General features: G+C 62.7%; 12 protein-coding genes. 8 read left to right on the top strand and 4 right to left on the bottom strand.

The annotated features are described in order from the left end of the window. From frr to rpsB, 4 genes are read right to left on the bottom strand one after another with little or no spacing between them, the layout of a single operon-like run. Positions 1 to 555 carry a ribosome recycling factor gene (gene frr, locus K3767_RS07835; RefSeq protein WP_221173014.1) on the bottom strand — a complete coding sequence of 185 codons (555 nt, stop codon included), beginning with the start codon at positions 553 to 555 and terminating at the stop codon, positions 1 to 3. Next, a complete protein-coding gene (pyrH, locus tag K3767_RS07830) occupies positions 552 to 1,265 on the bottom strand; it encodes a UMP kinase (protein ID WP_221173013.1) in 714 nt (237 codons plus the stop codon). Before pyrH ends, frr begins: the two co-directional genes overlap by 4 nt. Continuing rightward, positions 1,265 to 1,864, bottom strand: coding sequence for a translation elongation factor Ts (tsf, locus tag K3767_RS07825; RefSeq protein WP_221173012.1), 600 nt, complete (start codon positions 1,862 to 1,864; stop codon positions 1,265 to 1,267). The genes pyrH and tsf overlap by 1 nt, the downstream gene beginning before the upstream one ends. A 24-nt stretch (positions 1,865 to 1,888) precedes the next feature. Further along, positions 1,889 to 2,737, bottom strand: a complete 849-nt coding sequence (gene rpsB / locus K3767_RS07820) for a 30S ribosomal protein S2 (protein ID WP_221173011.1) — start codon at positions 2,735 to 2,737, stop codon at positions 1,889 to 1,891. Between the two features lie 163 nt (positions 2,738 to 2,900). Here rpsB and K3767_RS07815 point away from each other — a divergent pair, with 163 nt between their 5' ends. From K3767_RS07815 to K3767_RS07780, 8 genes are read left to right on the top strand one after another with little or no spacing between them, the layout of a single operon-like run. Beyond that, entirely contained in the window at positions 2,901 to 4,322 is a 1,422-nt protein-coding gene (locus K3767_RS07815; RefSeq protein WP_221173010.1) for an efflux transporter outer membrane subunit, read from the top strand. Then, on the top strand, positions 4,319 to 5,470 hold the full coding sequence (locus K3767_RS07810; RefSeq protein WP_221173009.1) for an efflux RND transporter periplasmic adaptor subunit: 1,152 nt from the start codon (positions 4,319 to 4,321) through the stop codon (positions 5,468 to 5,470). The genes K3767_RS07815 and K3767_RS07810 overlap by 4 nt, the downstream gene beginning before the upstream one ends. Continuing rightward, a complete protein-coding gene (locus K3767_RS07805; protein WP_221173008.1) occupies positions 5,467 to 8,568 on the top strand; it encodes an efflux RND transporter permease subunit in 3,102 nt (1,033 codons plus the stop codon). The genes K3767_RS07810 and K3767_RS07805 overlap by 4 nt, the downstream gene beginning before the upstream one ends. Continuing rightward, entirely contained in the window at positions 8,565 to 9,377 is an 813-nt protein-coding gene (locus K3767_RS07800) for an electron transfer flavoprotein subunit beta/FixA family protein (RefSeq protein ID WP_221173007.1), read from the top strand. The genes K3767_RS07805 and K3767_RS07800 overlap by 4 nt, the downstream gene beginning before the upstream one ends. After that, positions 9,374 to 10,375 (top strand): electron transfer flavoprotein subunit alpha/FixB family protein, encoded by a 1,002-nt coding sequence (locus tag K3767_RS07795; protein WP_221173006.1) that lies wholly within the window; start codon positions 9,374 to 9,376, stop codon positions 10,373 to 10,375. The genes K3767_RS07800 and K3767_RS07795 overlap by 4 nt, the downstream gene beginning before the upstream one ends. Beyond that, on the top strand, positions 10,362 to 11,426 hold the full coding sequence (locus K3767_RS07790) for an ATP-binding protein (RefSeq protein WP_221173005.1): 1,065 nt from the start codon (positions 10,362 to 10,364) through the stop codon (positions 11,424 to 11,426). Before K3767_RS07795 ends, K3767_RS07790 begins: the two co-directional genes overlap by 14 nt. After that, positions 11,423 to 12,760, top strand: coding sequence for an FAD-dependent oxidoreductase (locus K3767_RS07785; RefSeq protein WP_221173004.1), 1,338 nt, complete (start codon positions 11,423 to 11,425; stop codon positions 12,758 to 12,760). Before K3767_RS07790 ends, K3767_RS07785 begins: the two co-directional genes overlap by 4 nt. Next, entirely contained in the window at positions 12,754 to 13,056 is a 303-nt protein-coding gene (locus tag K3767_RS07780; protein WP_221173003.1) for a nucleotidyltransferase family protein, read from the top strand. The genes K3767_RS07785 and K3767_RS07780 overlap by 7 nt, the downstream gene beginning before the upstream one ends. Positions 13,057 to 13,064: the final 8 nt, after the last annotated feature.

Below are 13,064 nucleotides of genomic sequence, written 5' to 3'. Positions count from 1 at the left end.
CTAAACCGTAAGTATTTCCTTCTCCTTTTCCTCGAGCACCTCTTCTATCTTTCCGATAAACTCGTCCGTGAGCTTCTGGACCTGATCCTGAAAGCGGTGGAAGTCGTCCTCGGATATCTCCCCCTCTTTTTTCATCCTTTTGAGTTCGTCCATGAGCTCCCGCCGGATGTTCCGGATGGCCACCCGGGCCTCCTCGGCCATCTTGCGAACCAGCTTCACCAGATCTCGTCGGCGTTCCTCGGTAAGAGGGGGGACGGTGATGCGGATGATCTTTCCGTCGCTGGTAGGCGTGAGCCCCAGGTCGGATTCCATGATGGCCTTTTCGATGGCCTTCACCGTGGAGACATCCCAGGGCTGAATCACGATGTAACGCCCCTCCTGAACGGTCACCGTGGCCATCTGGGGAATGGGCATCTTGGTGCCGTAATAATCCACCTTGATCCCCTCAAGGAGGCTTACGGAGGCCCGTCCGGTGCGCACCCGGGCCATTTCCTCCTTGAAGGCCTTGAGACTCTTCTGCATCCGTTTGCGTCCGTCCTCAAAAAGTTCCTTCATTTCCTCTCACCCCCCACCAGAGTGCCCACTTTTTCGCCCAGTACCGCCCGCTTTATGTTTCCGGATTTTAACATGTTAAACACGAGAAGAGGAAGCCCGTGCTCCCGGGCCAGGGAGAAGGCCGTGAGATCCATCACCGCGAGCCTCCGGGAAAGGACCTCCTCGTAGGAAAGATAATCATACCTTCGGGCCGTGGGATCCCGCACGGGATCCTTATCGTAAACCCCGTCCACCTTGGTGGCCTTGAGGAGGGCCTCGGCCCCCAGTTCCAGAGCCCGCAATACCGCGGCGGTGTCGGTGGTGAAGAAGGGGTTTCCCGTGCCGCAGGCCAGGATTACCACCCGTCCACCGGCGAGGTGTTCAAGCGCCCGATCCCGGTGGTAGGGTTCGCCCACCCCCTCCACGGAAAGGGCCGAAAGCACCCGGTTTTCCACCCCTTCCCGGCGCAGGGCCTCGGAGAGGGCCAGCGCGTTTATGAGGGTGGCGAGCATGCCCATCTGGTCGGCCCGCACCCGGTCGAATTCGCGGGTCGCGGCTCCCCGCAGGATGTTGCCTCCTCCCACCACCAGCGCCAGCTCCACGCCCACCGCCCGGGCCTCCGCCAGCTCCCGGGCCACATAACGGAGCCTTTCCGGGGAAAGCCCGCCGCCCCCCTCGCCCAGGGCCTCCCCGGAAACCTTAAGAAGAAGGCGCCGGTAGTGTGGTTCCACTACTCCTCACCCACCTGAAACCGGGCGAATCGCCTGATGACGATCTTCTCCCCGGTCTTGGCGATGAGCTCGTTCAGGAGGTCCTGAATGGTGAGATCCGGATTCTTGATGTAGGGCTGCTCCAGAAGCACCGCCTCCTGATAAAACTTTTCAAGTTTCCCCTGCACGATCTTCTCGATCACATTTTCGGGCTTGCCGCTCTCCCTGGCCTGCTCCTCGTAAAGTCTCTTCTCCCGCTCCAGCACCTCGGCCGGCACCTCCTCCCGCCTCACCGCGATGGGGTTGGTGGCCGCGATCTGCATGGCCACATTGTGGGCGAATTCCTTGAACTCGTCCGTGCGGGCCACGAAGTCGGTCTCACAGTTGACCTCCACCAGAACCCCGATCTTGTGGTTGGCGTGGATGTAAGCCGCCACCACCCCCTCGCTCGTGGCCTTGGCCGCCCTCTTGGCGGCGATGGCCAGCCCCTTCTTCCTCAAAATGTCCACGGCCTTTTCCATGTCCCCGCCGGCTTCCTCAAGGGCCTTCTTGCAGTCCATAAAGCCCGCCGCCGTGCGGGCCCGGAGCTCCTTGATCATGTCCATGGTGATTTCCGCCATCTTTTAACCCCCTCCTCTCCGGAATTATTCTTCCTCTTCCTCCAGTTTCTGGGCCTCTTCCTCCAGTTCGGCCTCCTTTTCCTCCTCCCTGAGGACCTCTTCTATGATGGCCTCGGCCTTCTCCTCCTCGGACAGTTCCTCCCCGGCCTCCTCCACCTCCTTGTCGGATTCGGCGGCCACCTTCTCCCGGTAAATTTCCAGCCCCTCCACCACCGCGTCGGCAATCCGGGAGGTGAGAAGCTTTATGGCCCGGATGGCGTCGTCGTTTCCGGGGATGATGTAGTCGATGAGGTCCGGGTCGCAGTTGGTATCGGTGATGGCCACCACCGGAATACCCAGCTTGCGGGCCTCGAGCACTGCGATTTCCTCCTTCTTCGGATCCACCACATAGAGGACCTGGGGCAGGGTTTCCATGTCCTTGATGCCCCCCAGGTTCCTTTCCAGTTTCTGACGCAGGCGTTCCAGCTTGAGCCGTTCCTTTTTGGGGAAGCGTTCGATGGTGCCATCCTCCATCCACTGCTCGATGCGGCGCAGCTTTTCCACGCTCTGTCTGATGGTGCGAAAGTTGGTGAGCGTGCCGCCGAGCCAGCGATGGTCCACATAGTACATGCCGCAACGGGTGGCCTCCTCCCGGATAGTGTCCTGGGCCTGGCGCTTGGTGCCCACGAAAAGGACCTTGCCCCCCTCGGCCACGGTGTTCTTCACGAACTCGTAGGCGATCTCGAAGTACTTCAGGGTCTGCTGGAGGTCGATGATGTGGATCCCGTTGCGTTCCCCGAAGATGAAGGGCTTCATCTTCGGATTCCAGCGCCGGGTCTGGTGACCGAAGTGCACCCCGGCCTCGAGCAATTGCTTCATGGTGATGTGGGACATAGGGAGACCTCCTTTCGGGTTTTTTCCTCCGCCCCGGATCCTCCCATCCGGAAAGACCGGACACCCCGGAGGATCCGTTTCCCGGGCGTGTGTTTTCGGCGGCCTTTTTACCACCTTTCGGAGGGCTTCGCAAGCGGGGAAGGTTGGAGTTTAATGGGGCCTGATGAGGCGCGGATGGGTGGCGATTTTAACCGTGATGTTGCTTGCGGCCTGTTCCGCCGGACCCGAGCGTTCCCTCCCCGCGCCCTCCTTTCCCGAAAAATTCGTGAACGCTCCCTCGCACTACACCCTTCCGCGGCTCCCGGATCGCTGGTGGACCACCCTGGGGATCGGAGAGCTCGACGAGCTGGTGGAGAGGGTGCTCAACCGGAATTACGACTTGCGGGAGGCCTCCTGGCGGATTCGGGAGCTTGCGGCCAGGTTCGGGATCCGGCGTTCGGAAAGGTGGCCCCGGGCCGAGGCCGGGCTTTCCGGCACCCGCCAGCGCCTCTCCTTCGTGGGGACCCCCTATCCGGGGGCTTCGGGATATATCTACGGCGAGTTCCGGGGACGCCTGGGAATCTCTTACGAGGTGGACCTCTGGCGGCGCATTTCCGCCGAGGCCGCTTCCGCCCGGTGGGAATGGCTGGCCTCCACGGAGGATCGCCGGGCCCTGGCCATCTCCCTGGTCTCCGAAACCGTCTCCCTTTACCTGCGGGCCGCCTTTACCCGCTGCGAGCTGGATCTTCTACGCCGGGAGAGAGGGGTGCTTTCCCGCTACCTCGCCCTTGTGGAGGGGCGTTTTGCGGCCGGACGGGCTTCGGCCTCCGAGGTTCTCGCCCTCCGCAGGCGCCTGGCCGCCCTTTCCGCGGAGATCCCGGAGAAAAAGCGGACTCTTTCCGGGATCTTCCAGCAGCTCGCCCTTCTGGCCGGGGACTATCCCTCCGGGCGATCCTTCCTGCGTTTTCCCGAGGGGATCTGTTCCCTGACGGTGCCCCTCCCACCCCCCGGTCTTCCCTCGGAGCTTCTCCGCCGGCGTCCGGACATACGGGCCGCCGAGGCCCGTCTCCGGGCCGCGAGGGCCCGGGTGCGGGCCGCGAGGGCCGCCCGGTTCCCCCGGCTCGTTCTCACCGCCGAGGAAGGACGGGTCTCGAACGCCCTTTCCGATCTCCTGGCCCACCGGAACCGCCTCTGGTCCCTCACCTTTTCCCTCACCCATCCGCTCTTTGAGGGCGGGAAACTCGCCGCCGGGGAGAGGGCCGAACGGGCCGCCCTCAGGGAGGCCGAGGCCCGTTACGCCTCAACCTTACTTACGGCCTTTCGGGAGGTGGAGTTCGCCCTGCTTTCCGAGGAGAGACTCCGCCGCCGGCTTTCGGAAACGGAAAGGGAGGTGCGGGCGTCGGAGACCGAACTCCGCTTCTGCACGGAGCGTTTCGGGGAGGGGCTGGTGACGCTCCCCGTGTGCCTGGAAAAGCGCCTCACCCTTCTCGAACTTAAAAGAAGGCTTCTTTCCGCACGGCTGGCCCTGCTTTTGAACAGGGTCTCCCTGTTTGAGGCTCTGGGGGGAGGATTTTCCGTGGACACCACCGGCGGAGGCCACCCATGAAAAAAGGGATCCTTCAGGCCCTGGCCGCGTTTCTGGTGCTTACGGTCGGGGCGGGGCTTTCGTACTACCTCGTCGTATCGAGACCCAGGCCCCGGGCGGTGAAGCGCCCCCGGGCCGCCTTCGCGGTGCGGGTGCTCGTGGCCCGTCCCCGGTCCTACACCTACACCGTGGAGACCACCGGCACGGTGGTGGCCCCGCGGCGCACGGAGCTGGCCGCGGAGGTGGCCGGAAGGATTATCTATGTGTCCCCCCGTCTTCTTCCCGGGGCGGTGGTGGAGCGGGGGGAGGTGCTGGTGCGGATCGACCCCACGGATTATCGGGCGGCCGTGTCCCGGGCCGAGGCGGAGCTCGCCGAGGCCGAAAGGGCCCTTGCCGAGCTTTCCGCCGAGGCGGAGCGCTCGGTGGCCGAATGGCGAACGCTTCATCCGGAGGAGCCTCCCCCGCCGCTAGTGGCCAAAACCCCGGAGCTTTCCGCCGCGAGGGCCCGGGTGCGGGCGGCCCGGGCGGCCCTCACCCGGGCCCGGGCCGATCTCGCCCGCACGGAGATAAGGGCCCCTTACCGGGGACGGGTCCTCGAGGCCGGGGTGGAGGTGGGCGGTTACGCCTCCCCGGGGCGGGTGCTCGCCGTCCTCTATCCGGTGGTGGGGGTGGAGGTCTACGCCCCGGTGGCCGATTACTTTCTCCCCTATCTCAGGGTGCCGGGATTTAACGCCTCCGGCAAGACCGAAGGGTCCCGGGCGGAGGTGGTCTGGAAGGCCGGGGATCGAATCTATCGCTACCGGGCCAGGGTGGTGCGGGCCGGAGGGGCGGTGGAGGAAAAGACCCGTCTCTTTCCCCTCTATCTCCGTCTGGAGGACCCTCCGGGCCGTCCTCCCCTTCTTCCGAACACCTTCGTTACCGTAAGAATATTCGGTTCCACCTATCCGAAGGTGTTCGTGCTTCCGCGGGAGGCCCTTCACCGGGTGCGGGGGGAGGCCTTCGTCTGGGTGGTGGGGACCGGTGAGAGACTCGAGCGCCGCCGGGTGCGGGTCCTCCAGGAGAACGAGGACACCGTGGTGGTGCTTTCCGGACTCAAGGCCGGCGACCGGGTGGTGGCCCAGAGGCTTTCCGGAGCCACGGAGGGAGCCCTGGTGAAGGTGGTCCGATGAGGTCGCTCATCTCCTGGTTTACCGAAAACCATGTGGCCGCCAACCTTCTCATGATCTTCGTGCTGGTCGCCGGGCTCCTTTCCCTTTTCACCATTAAGGTGGAGGTCTTTCCGGAGGTGGCCCCGGATCAGATCGTGGTCTCCGTGGAATACCGCGGGGCCTCGCCCCGGGAGATCGAGGAATCGGTGGTCAAGCCCATTGAGGAGCGGGTGGCCTCTCTTTCGGGAATCGAGCGGATCGTGTCCGTGGCCCGGGAGGGGGAGGCGCGGATCACCATCGAGGTGGCCCGCGGCCGCGATCCCGGGGAGCTTCTGGAGGAGGTAAAAACCGAGGTGGACGGCATCTCCTCCCTCCCGGCGGAGGCGGAGCGACCCGTGGTCAAGAGGGTGGTCCTCCGCAGCGAGGTGCTGAATCTCGCCCTCTACGGTGAGGTGGATCGGGAGACCCTCAAGTACTGGACCGAGAGGGTCAAGAACGCCCTCCTTTCTCTTCCCGGGGTGACCGAGGTGGAGTACTACGGACTCTTTCCCCGGGAGATTCACATCGAAATCCCGGAGGAGAAGCTCCGCAAGTACGGCCTCAGTCTTTCGGAGGTTGCGGAGATCATCCGTCGCGAGACCCTGGATCTTCCCGCCGGTCGTCTCAAGAATCCCCACGAGGAATACCTGGTCCGGGTGCGCGGTCGCCGATATTTCGGGGAGGAATACGGGACGCTCCGGATCCTGGCCGGGGACAAAGGCGGGGTGGTTCGTCTGCGGGATCTCGCCCGGATCCGGGAGGAACTGCGGGACAGCGTGGACTACGCGGTCTTTTACGCCGGGAAACCCGCGGCGGTGATCGAGGTCTTCCGCATGGGGGATCAGAGCGTGCTCACCATCGCGAACACGGTCAAACGCCACCTTCCGGAGATACGAGCCCTTCTCCCCCCGGGTCTTCACCTGGAAATCATGCGGGACTGGACCGAGGTCCTCCGGGCCCGGATGAAACTCCTTCTCAAGAACATGACCTACGGCATGATCCTGGTGACCGTCCTCCTGGGGCTCTTCCTGCACCTCAATCTGGCCTTCTGGGTGGTCCTGGGTATCCCGGTCTCCTTTGCCTTTGCCCTCTGGTTGATGCCGCACTTCGGGGTCTCGCTCAACATGATCTCCCTCTTTGCCTTCATCCTGGTGCTGGGCATCGTGGTGGACGACGCCATAGTGGTGGGGGAGAGTGTGTTCAAGAAACGCGAGGAGGGGCGGGATCCCTTTTCCGCCGCCGTGGAGGGGACTCTTGAGGTGGCCACTCCGGTGATCTTTTCCGTGCTCACCACCATCGCCGCCTTCTGGCCGTTGCTTTACGGGGTGGGGGCCATGGGGCGCTTCATGCGGGTGATCCCTCTGGTGGTGATCCTGGTTCTGGCCGGCTCCCTCACCGAGGCCCTCCTGGTGCTTCCGACCCACCTTCGCGGGGCCACCATTCCTCGCCGAAGGCCCCTTCTTTCGGGTCCGCTCGAGCGGTTCCTGGAAAGGATCTATCGGCCGGGGCTCGTCCGGATCCTTTCCTGGCGCTGGCTGACGGTGGCTTCTCTTCTTTCCCTCCTCCTTATCGTGTTTTCCCTGTGGCTCGGGGGGAGGCTGCGGTTCAGTTTCTTCCCCCGGGTGGAGGGAAATCGCCTCATGGCGGTGGTGCGACTTCCCGCGGGATCTCCCGTGGAGGAAACCCTGGCCGTGGCCCGTCGCATCGAGGCCGCGGGGGTTCGGGTAGTGCGGGAGGCGGAAAGGCGCTACGGACGCAGGCTCCTCGAGTACAGTCTCGTTTCCGTGGGGTCCACCATATCCACCCCTCACGGAGGCCCTCCGGAGATGGGCAGCCACATCGCCGGAATCGAGATCCGTCTGGTGGAGGCCGGGAAACGACCCGGGATAAGCACCCGGGAACTCGTTTCCGCCTGGCGCAGGGCGGTGGGGCCCGTCCCCGAGGTGGATTCCCTGGTCTTTTCCGGGGAACTCTTCTCCTTCGGGAAGCCCGTTTCGGTGGCCCTTTCCCATCCGGATGAAAGGGTCCTCCTTTCCGCGGTGGAGGATCTCAAAAAGAGACTCGCCGGAATGAAGGGTATTTACGACATAGAGGACAGCTATGTGGAGGGCAAGGAGGAGTTGCGTTTCCGTCTCAAACCCGGGGCGAGGTCCCTGGGGATTACCCTTTCGGATGTGGCCCGCACCGTGCGGGCGGCCTTCTACGGGGCCGAGGCCTTGCGCTTCCAGCGCGGCGAGGACGAGATCTCCGTCCTGGTGCGCCTTACCCGAAAGGAGCGGGAGACCCTGGAAACCCTCAAACACCTCCGGATTCACCTTCCGGGGGGTCGAAGCGTGCCGCTTCTCGAGGTGGCCGAGCCTTACTTTGCCCCCGGTTATGTGAAACTCGAGCGGCTCAATCGTCGGCGGGTGATCTATGTGCGGGCCGGGGTGGACGAAAGCAAGATCACCGGGAGCGAGGCCCGCAGGATCCTCAGGGAAAAAATCCTTCCCGAACTGGTGAAGCGCTATCCCGGGCTCACCTGGTCCTTCGAGGGGGAGGGGCGTGAGGAGGCCCGCACCCTCCGTCAGATCCGCAAGGAATTCGTCCTGGCCCTCGTGCTCATCTATGTCCTCATCGCCATTCCCCTTCGCTCCTTCACCCAGCCCCTCATCATCATGCTGGCCATCCCCTTCGGCATAGTGGGGGCCTTCCTGGGACATATCCTGCTGGGGTATCAGCTCTCCATCCTGAGTCTCTTCGGCATCGTGGGGCTTTCCGGGGTGGTGGTGAACGACGCCATCATCCTGGTGGACCTGATAAATCGACTGAAAGGGGAGGGAATCCCGCTCTCCGAGGCGGTGATTACCGCGTGCGTGCGGCGGTTCCGGCCGGTGATTCTCACCACGCTCACCACCTTCTTGGGACTTTTTCCCATGATTCTCGAAAAGAGCCTTCAGGCCCGATTTCTGATTCCCATGGCCATAAGTCTGGCCTTCGGGGTGCTCTTCGCCACGGTGATTACCCTGATCCTGGTACCCTCCTGCTACTTGATTCTTGAGGACCTTTCTGCCATTATTAGATTCGGGGAGAGGGCATGAACATCCTGGTTTCCATAAAACAGGTTCCGGACACCACGAACATCCGAATCAATCCGGAGACCGGGACCCTGGTGCGGGAGGGGGTACCCTCCATCGTAAATCCCTACGATGTGCACGCCCTGGCCCTGGCCTCGGAGCTCAAGAGGCGGTACGGGGGGCGGATTACGGTGATCACCATGGGGCCGCCGCAGGCCGAGGCCGCCCTGAGGGAGGCCGTGGAGTGCGGTGCCGACCGGGTGATCCTCCTTTCGGACCGGAAGTTTGCCGGGGCCGACACCCTGGCCACGAGCTACACCCTGGCCGAGGCCATAAGGCATCTCGCCCGCGAGACCCCTTTTGATCTTCTCCTTTTCGGGAAACAGGCCATTGACGGTGATACCGCGCAGGTGGGGCCCGGGGTGGCCCGAAGGCTTAACCTTCCTCTCATAACCTACGCCGTCAGGGTGGAAAGGCTGGATCCGGAGGCCCGGGAGATCGTGGTCCATAGGAAGACGGAACGAGGCCTGGAGATCCTTAAGGCCCCGCTTCCGGTGCTTCTCACCTGCGACAGGGAGGTGGCCGAGCCTCCCTTTGCCCCCCTTTCGGAGCTCATTCGGGCGGCGCGGGTGCGTCCCGAGGTCTTTACCGCCTCCGAGCCCGTGCCCTTTGCCCGGGAAAAACTGGGGCTCAAGGGGTCTCCCACCCGGGTCCATCGCGTCTTTACCCCGGAGCTTAAGAGCCCCGGGGAGAGGATCTTCGTGTCCGAGGTGGGGGTGGAGGAAGCGGTAAGAAGGATCGTATCGGCTCTCAAAGAAAGGGGGGTCCTGTGAACCCCCGGGTCTGGGTCTTCGTGGAACAGGAGGAGGGGAGAGCCCATCCGGTGTCCTGGGAGCTTCTGGGCAAGGCGCGGGAGCTGGCGAAGGACCTTTCGGGCGGGGTGGAGGCCCTGGTTCTGGGACACGGGGTCGAACCCCTGGCCCGGGAGGCCATCGCCTACGGGGCCGAAAGGGTCTATCTCGTGGACGACCCCGTCCTGGAATATTACCGGAACGAGACCTACGCCCACGGGATCATCAGGCTGTGCGAAAAGTATCGGCCGGAGATCCTTTTGCTGGGGGCCACCACCCTGGGCCGGGATCTTGCCGGCTCCATCGCCACGGCCCTTGAGACCGGGCTTACCGCCGATGTGACCGGACTCGAGATCGATCCGGAGACCAAAAACCTCATCATGACCCGTCCGGCCTTCGGCGGGAACATCATGGCCAGCATCCTCTGCCCGGATCACCGGCCCCAGATGTCCACGGTCCGCCCCCGGACCTTTCCCCTTCCGGAAAGAGATCCTTCCCGCGAAGGGGAGATCGTAAGGGAGGAACTGGGCCTTAGCGAGGACGAGGTGCGGGTCAAGCGGGTGGGCTTCATCCCGAAGGAGAAGACCGTCAATCTCGAATACGCGGAGGTTATCGTTTCCGGCGGACGGGGGCTGGGAGGGCCCGAGGGTTTTGACCTGCTGAAGGAGCTCGCCGCTCTCCTGGGAGGGGAGGTGGGGGCCAGTCGGGCGGTGGTGGACGCCGGCTGGATAGATTACGAGCACCAGGTGGGGCAGACCGGAAAGACGGTGAGACCCAGGGTGTACCTCGCCTTCGGCATTTCCGGGGCCATTCAGCACCGGGTGGGGATGCAGAACTCGGACTTCGTCATCGCGGTGAACACGGATCCCGAGGCTCCCATCTTCCGGATCGCGGATCTCGGCATCGTGGGCGACCTTTACGAGATCCTTCCGGCCCTCATCGAGGCCGTGAGGAAGGAAAAGGGCCATGGGGAGCCCTGAGGTCAAATTCTTCGACAGGGAGGAGGAAGCACGGAGGCTGAGGTCCATTCTCGGCGGGGTTCCGCATCTGCTGTATTTCGTGTACGGACCCATAAACACCGGTAAGACCGCCCTTCTCATCCACCTCCTGGAGACCCTGCCCGAGGGGTACTGTTCCTTTTACATAAATTTTCGCTGGCGCAATGTGCGAAAAGTCGAAGACCTCATAAGGGTCCTGTTTCTGGTAAGAAAACAAAAACATGCGGAAATAAAAAACTTTTTGAAGGAATTGATCCGGGAGAGTAGTCGCGCATTGCGGGTTCTTAAGGGCATTCCGATTCCCGAAGGAGTGTTCGATCTTCTCTTCGGAGATAAAGAAAGTGTGGAGGACATTTTTGCCTTTCTTGAGGATTATTTTACCGAAATTGAAGAAGAAGGATTGAAACCGGTGCTTTTTCTTGACGAGATGCAGACCATAAAGGATTTGCTGAACGCTTCGGGCCGACCGGTGTTGAGTGGGCTCTTCAATTTTTTTGTGGGGATGACCAAGGAGCGACACCTGGTTCACATTCTTTGTGCTACCAGTGACAGTCTGTTTCTGGAGGAGGTTTACCGGGATGCTCATCTGGAGGGAAGGGCCGGTTACCTCCTGGTGGACGATCTTTCGAAGGAGAGAGCCCTTGCGGTGTACGAGGAATTCGGTTTCCGGGAGAAGGAAGATATTTGGTGCTACCTCGGGGGGAAGCTGGGGGATATGATCCGGCTTTACGAGAAGAAGAGGGAGGGGTGGGGGGAGAGGGAGGCCCTCAGGGCGATGCTTCTTGCGGAACGCACCCGTCTGGAGTGGGTGTTGCGCCGGGCGGAAGAAAGGGGATTTGCGGAGGGGGTGGGAAGGGCCCTGGAGGTGCTGAGGCGGGAGGGGAAAAAGAGGTACATGGAGCTGCCGGACCGGGAGGTTCGTTTTCTGGTGGAGGAAAATGTTCTCTTTTACGATCCGGTGGAAGGGATGGTTAGGCCTCAGGGAAGGCTGATAGAGAGGGCTATGGAAGAGTTTGGGGTTGGGGGAGCATGAGGGGCGATTTTTCCTACGATGTGGTCGTGGTTGGTGGAGGGCCGGCGGGGCTTTCCGCGGCCATCGTCTGTGCCCGGGCCGGGCTTTCGGTGATTTTGCTTGAGCGCGGACGTTTTTCCGGGGCGAAGAACCTCTTCGGGGGAGTGGTCTATACGGAATCCATCCTTTCTCTGGTGCCGGATCTCTTTTCGGAAAAGAGGTTACCCTTTGAACGCCCGGTGACCGAGGAGGGCTGGTGGATCCTTTCGGAAAACGGGGTGGTGAAGATTACCCATACCGAGGAGACCCGCAGGACGGGTCCCCCCCGGGCCTACACGGCCTTTCGAGCCCGGTTTGATCCCTGGCTGGAGGGCAGGGCCCGGGAAGCCGGGGTCCTGGTGGTGCCCAAGGTCCGGGTGGTGGATGTGCTCCGGGAAGGGGGGAGAATGTCCGGCGTTCTGGTGGATCGCCCCCGAAGCTGGGATCGTCCCGAGCCCGCCGAGGTGCGAGCCCCGGTAACCATCATTTCCGAGGGGGTGAACCGGATCCTCACGCGGAAGGCCGGCCTCGTTCCCCGGGACTTCGCCCCCGAGGAGGTGGCCCTTTCGGTGAAGGAGGTCATCCAGCTTCCGAAAGGCGAGGTGGAAAAGAGGTTCGGTCTTTCGGAGGAGGAAGGGCTTGCGGTGGAGCTTATCGGGGAGGCCACCCTTGGGCTTCCGGGAAGCGGCTTTCTCTACACCAACACCACCTCGGTGTCGCTGGGGGTGGGGCTTTTTCTTTCGGACTTTGCCGAAAAAGGGATCAAACCCTACGAGCTTCTGGAGAACCTCAAGCGACACCCGGTGCTTTCCCGGCTCCTTTCCGGGGGCGAGATTCTGGAGTACGGGGCGCACCTCATTCCGGAGTGGGGGTTCGAGGGTCTGCCCCGTCTCTGTGGCGACGGGGTGATGGTGGTGGGGGACGCCGCCGGTCTGGTGAATCCCCTTTTCCGGGAGGGGACGAATCTGGCCATTTACTCCGGAATCATGGCGGGGAAGGCCGCCGTTTTTGCCCACGAGCGGGGGGATTTCTCCCGGGCCGCCCTTTACCTCTACGAGGAGGCCTTCCGTCAGAGTTACATTTACCGGGATCTGAAGTACTTTCGCAAACTCAAGAGGTTTCTCCGGGAAAACCGGCACTTCTTCGAAATCTATCCCGAAATCCTCAATCAGGTGTTGCACCTCTACCTCACCGCCCAGGGGCGGGCGAAGGAGGAGGTTTTCCGGGAGATCTTCACGCTATTCCGGAAGAAGCGAGGGCTTGCGGGTCTGTTGCGGGATTTTCTGAGGATGGGGAGATTTCTGCGGGGATGGTAGATCCGCGCAGGATAAGAACCATAGAGGACCTGAGAGAGTTTTTGCGGGAGTTTCTGGCCGGTCGAGGGGTAAGGGTGTATCTTTTCGGTTCCCGCGCCCGGGGGGAGGAGGCCCCCCATTCGGATGTGGACCTGGCCTTTGAGGGCGGGGAGGAGCTGGGGCCTCTCCTTGCCGAGCTTGAGGAAATCCTGGAGGAATCGCTTCTACCCCAGAAGGTGGATCTGGTGGATCTCCGGGTGGCCGGAGAGGAGTTGCGCCGAAGGGTGCTGGAGGAGGGAAAACTCTGGGTACCCTGAAACTGCGC

Source organism: Thermosulfurimonas sp. F29 (assembly GCF_019688735.1).
GTDB lineage: Bacteria > Desulfobacterota > Thermodesulfobacteria > Thermodesulfobacteriales > Thermodesulfobacteriaceae > Thermosulfurimonas_A.
Note: the sequence above shows the minus strand (reverse complement) of the source record. Positions and strands in the feature narration are given on the sequence as shown.

What these genes read in the sequence shown, in the direction of transcription:
- K3767_RS07790 (WP_221173005.1), top strand. Translation starts at nt 10,362, where the DNA reads ATGGGGAGCCCTGAGGTCAAATTCTTCGACAGGGAGGAGGAAGCACGG.
- rpsB (WP_221173011.1), bottom strand. Translation starts at nt 2,737, where the DNA reads ATGTCCCACATCACCATGAAGCAATTGCTCGAGGCCGGGGTGCACTTC.
- K3767_RS07780 (WP_221173003.1), top strand. Translation starts at nt 12,754, where the DNA reads ATGGTAGATCCGCGCAGGATAAGAACCATAGAGGACCTGAGAGAGTTT.
- K3767_RS07785 (WP_221173004.1), top strand. Translation starts at nt 11,423, where the DNA reads ATGAGGGGCGATTTTTCCTACGATGTGGTCGTGGTTGGTGGAGGGCCG.
- K3767_RS07815 (WP_221173010.1), top strand. Translation starts at nt 2,901, where the DNA reads ATGAGGCGCGGATGGGTGGCGATTTTAACCGTGATGTTGCTTGCGGCC.
- K3767_RS07800 (WP_221173007.1), top strand. Translation starts at nt 8,565, where the DNA reads ATGAACATCCTGGTTTCCATAAAACAGGTTCCGGACACCACGAACATC.
- K3767_RS07810 (WP_221173009.1), top strand. Translation starts at nt 4,319, where the DNA reads ATGAAAAAAGGGATCCTTCAGGCCCTGGCCGCGTTTCTGGTGCTTACG.
- frr (WP_221173014.1), bottom strand. Translation starts at nt 555, where the DNA reads ATGAAGGAACTTTTTGAGGACGGACGCAAACGGATGCAGAAGAGTCTC.
- K3767_RS07805 (WP_221173008.1), top strand. Translation starts at nt 5,467, where the DNA reads ATGAGGTCGCTCATCTCCTGGTTTACCGAAAACCATGTGGCCGCCAAC.
- tsf (WP_221173012.1), bottom strand. Translation starts at nt 1,864, where the DNA reads ATGGCGGAAATCACCATGGACATGATCAAGGAGCTCCGGGCCCGCACG.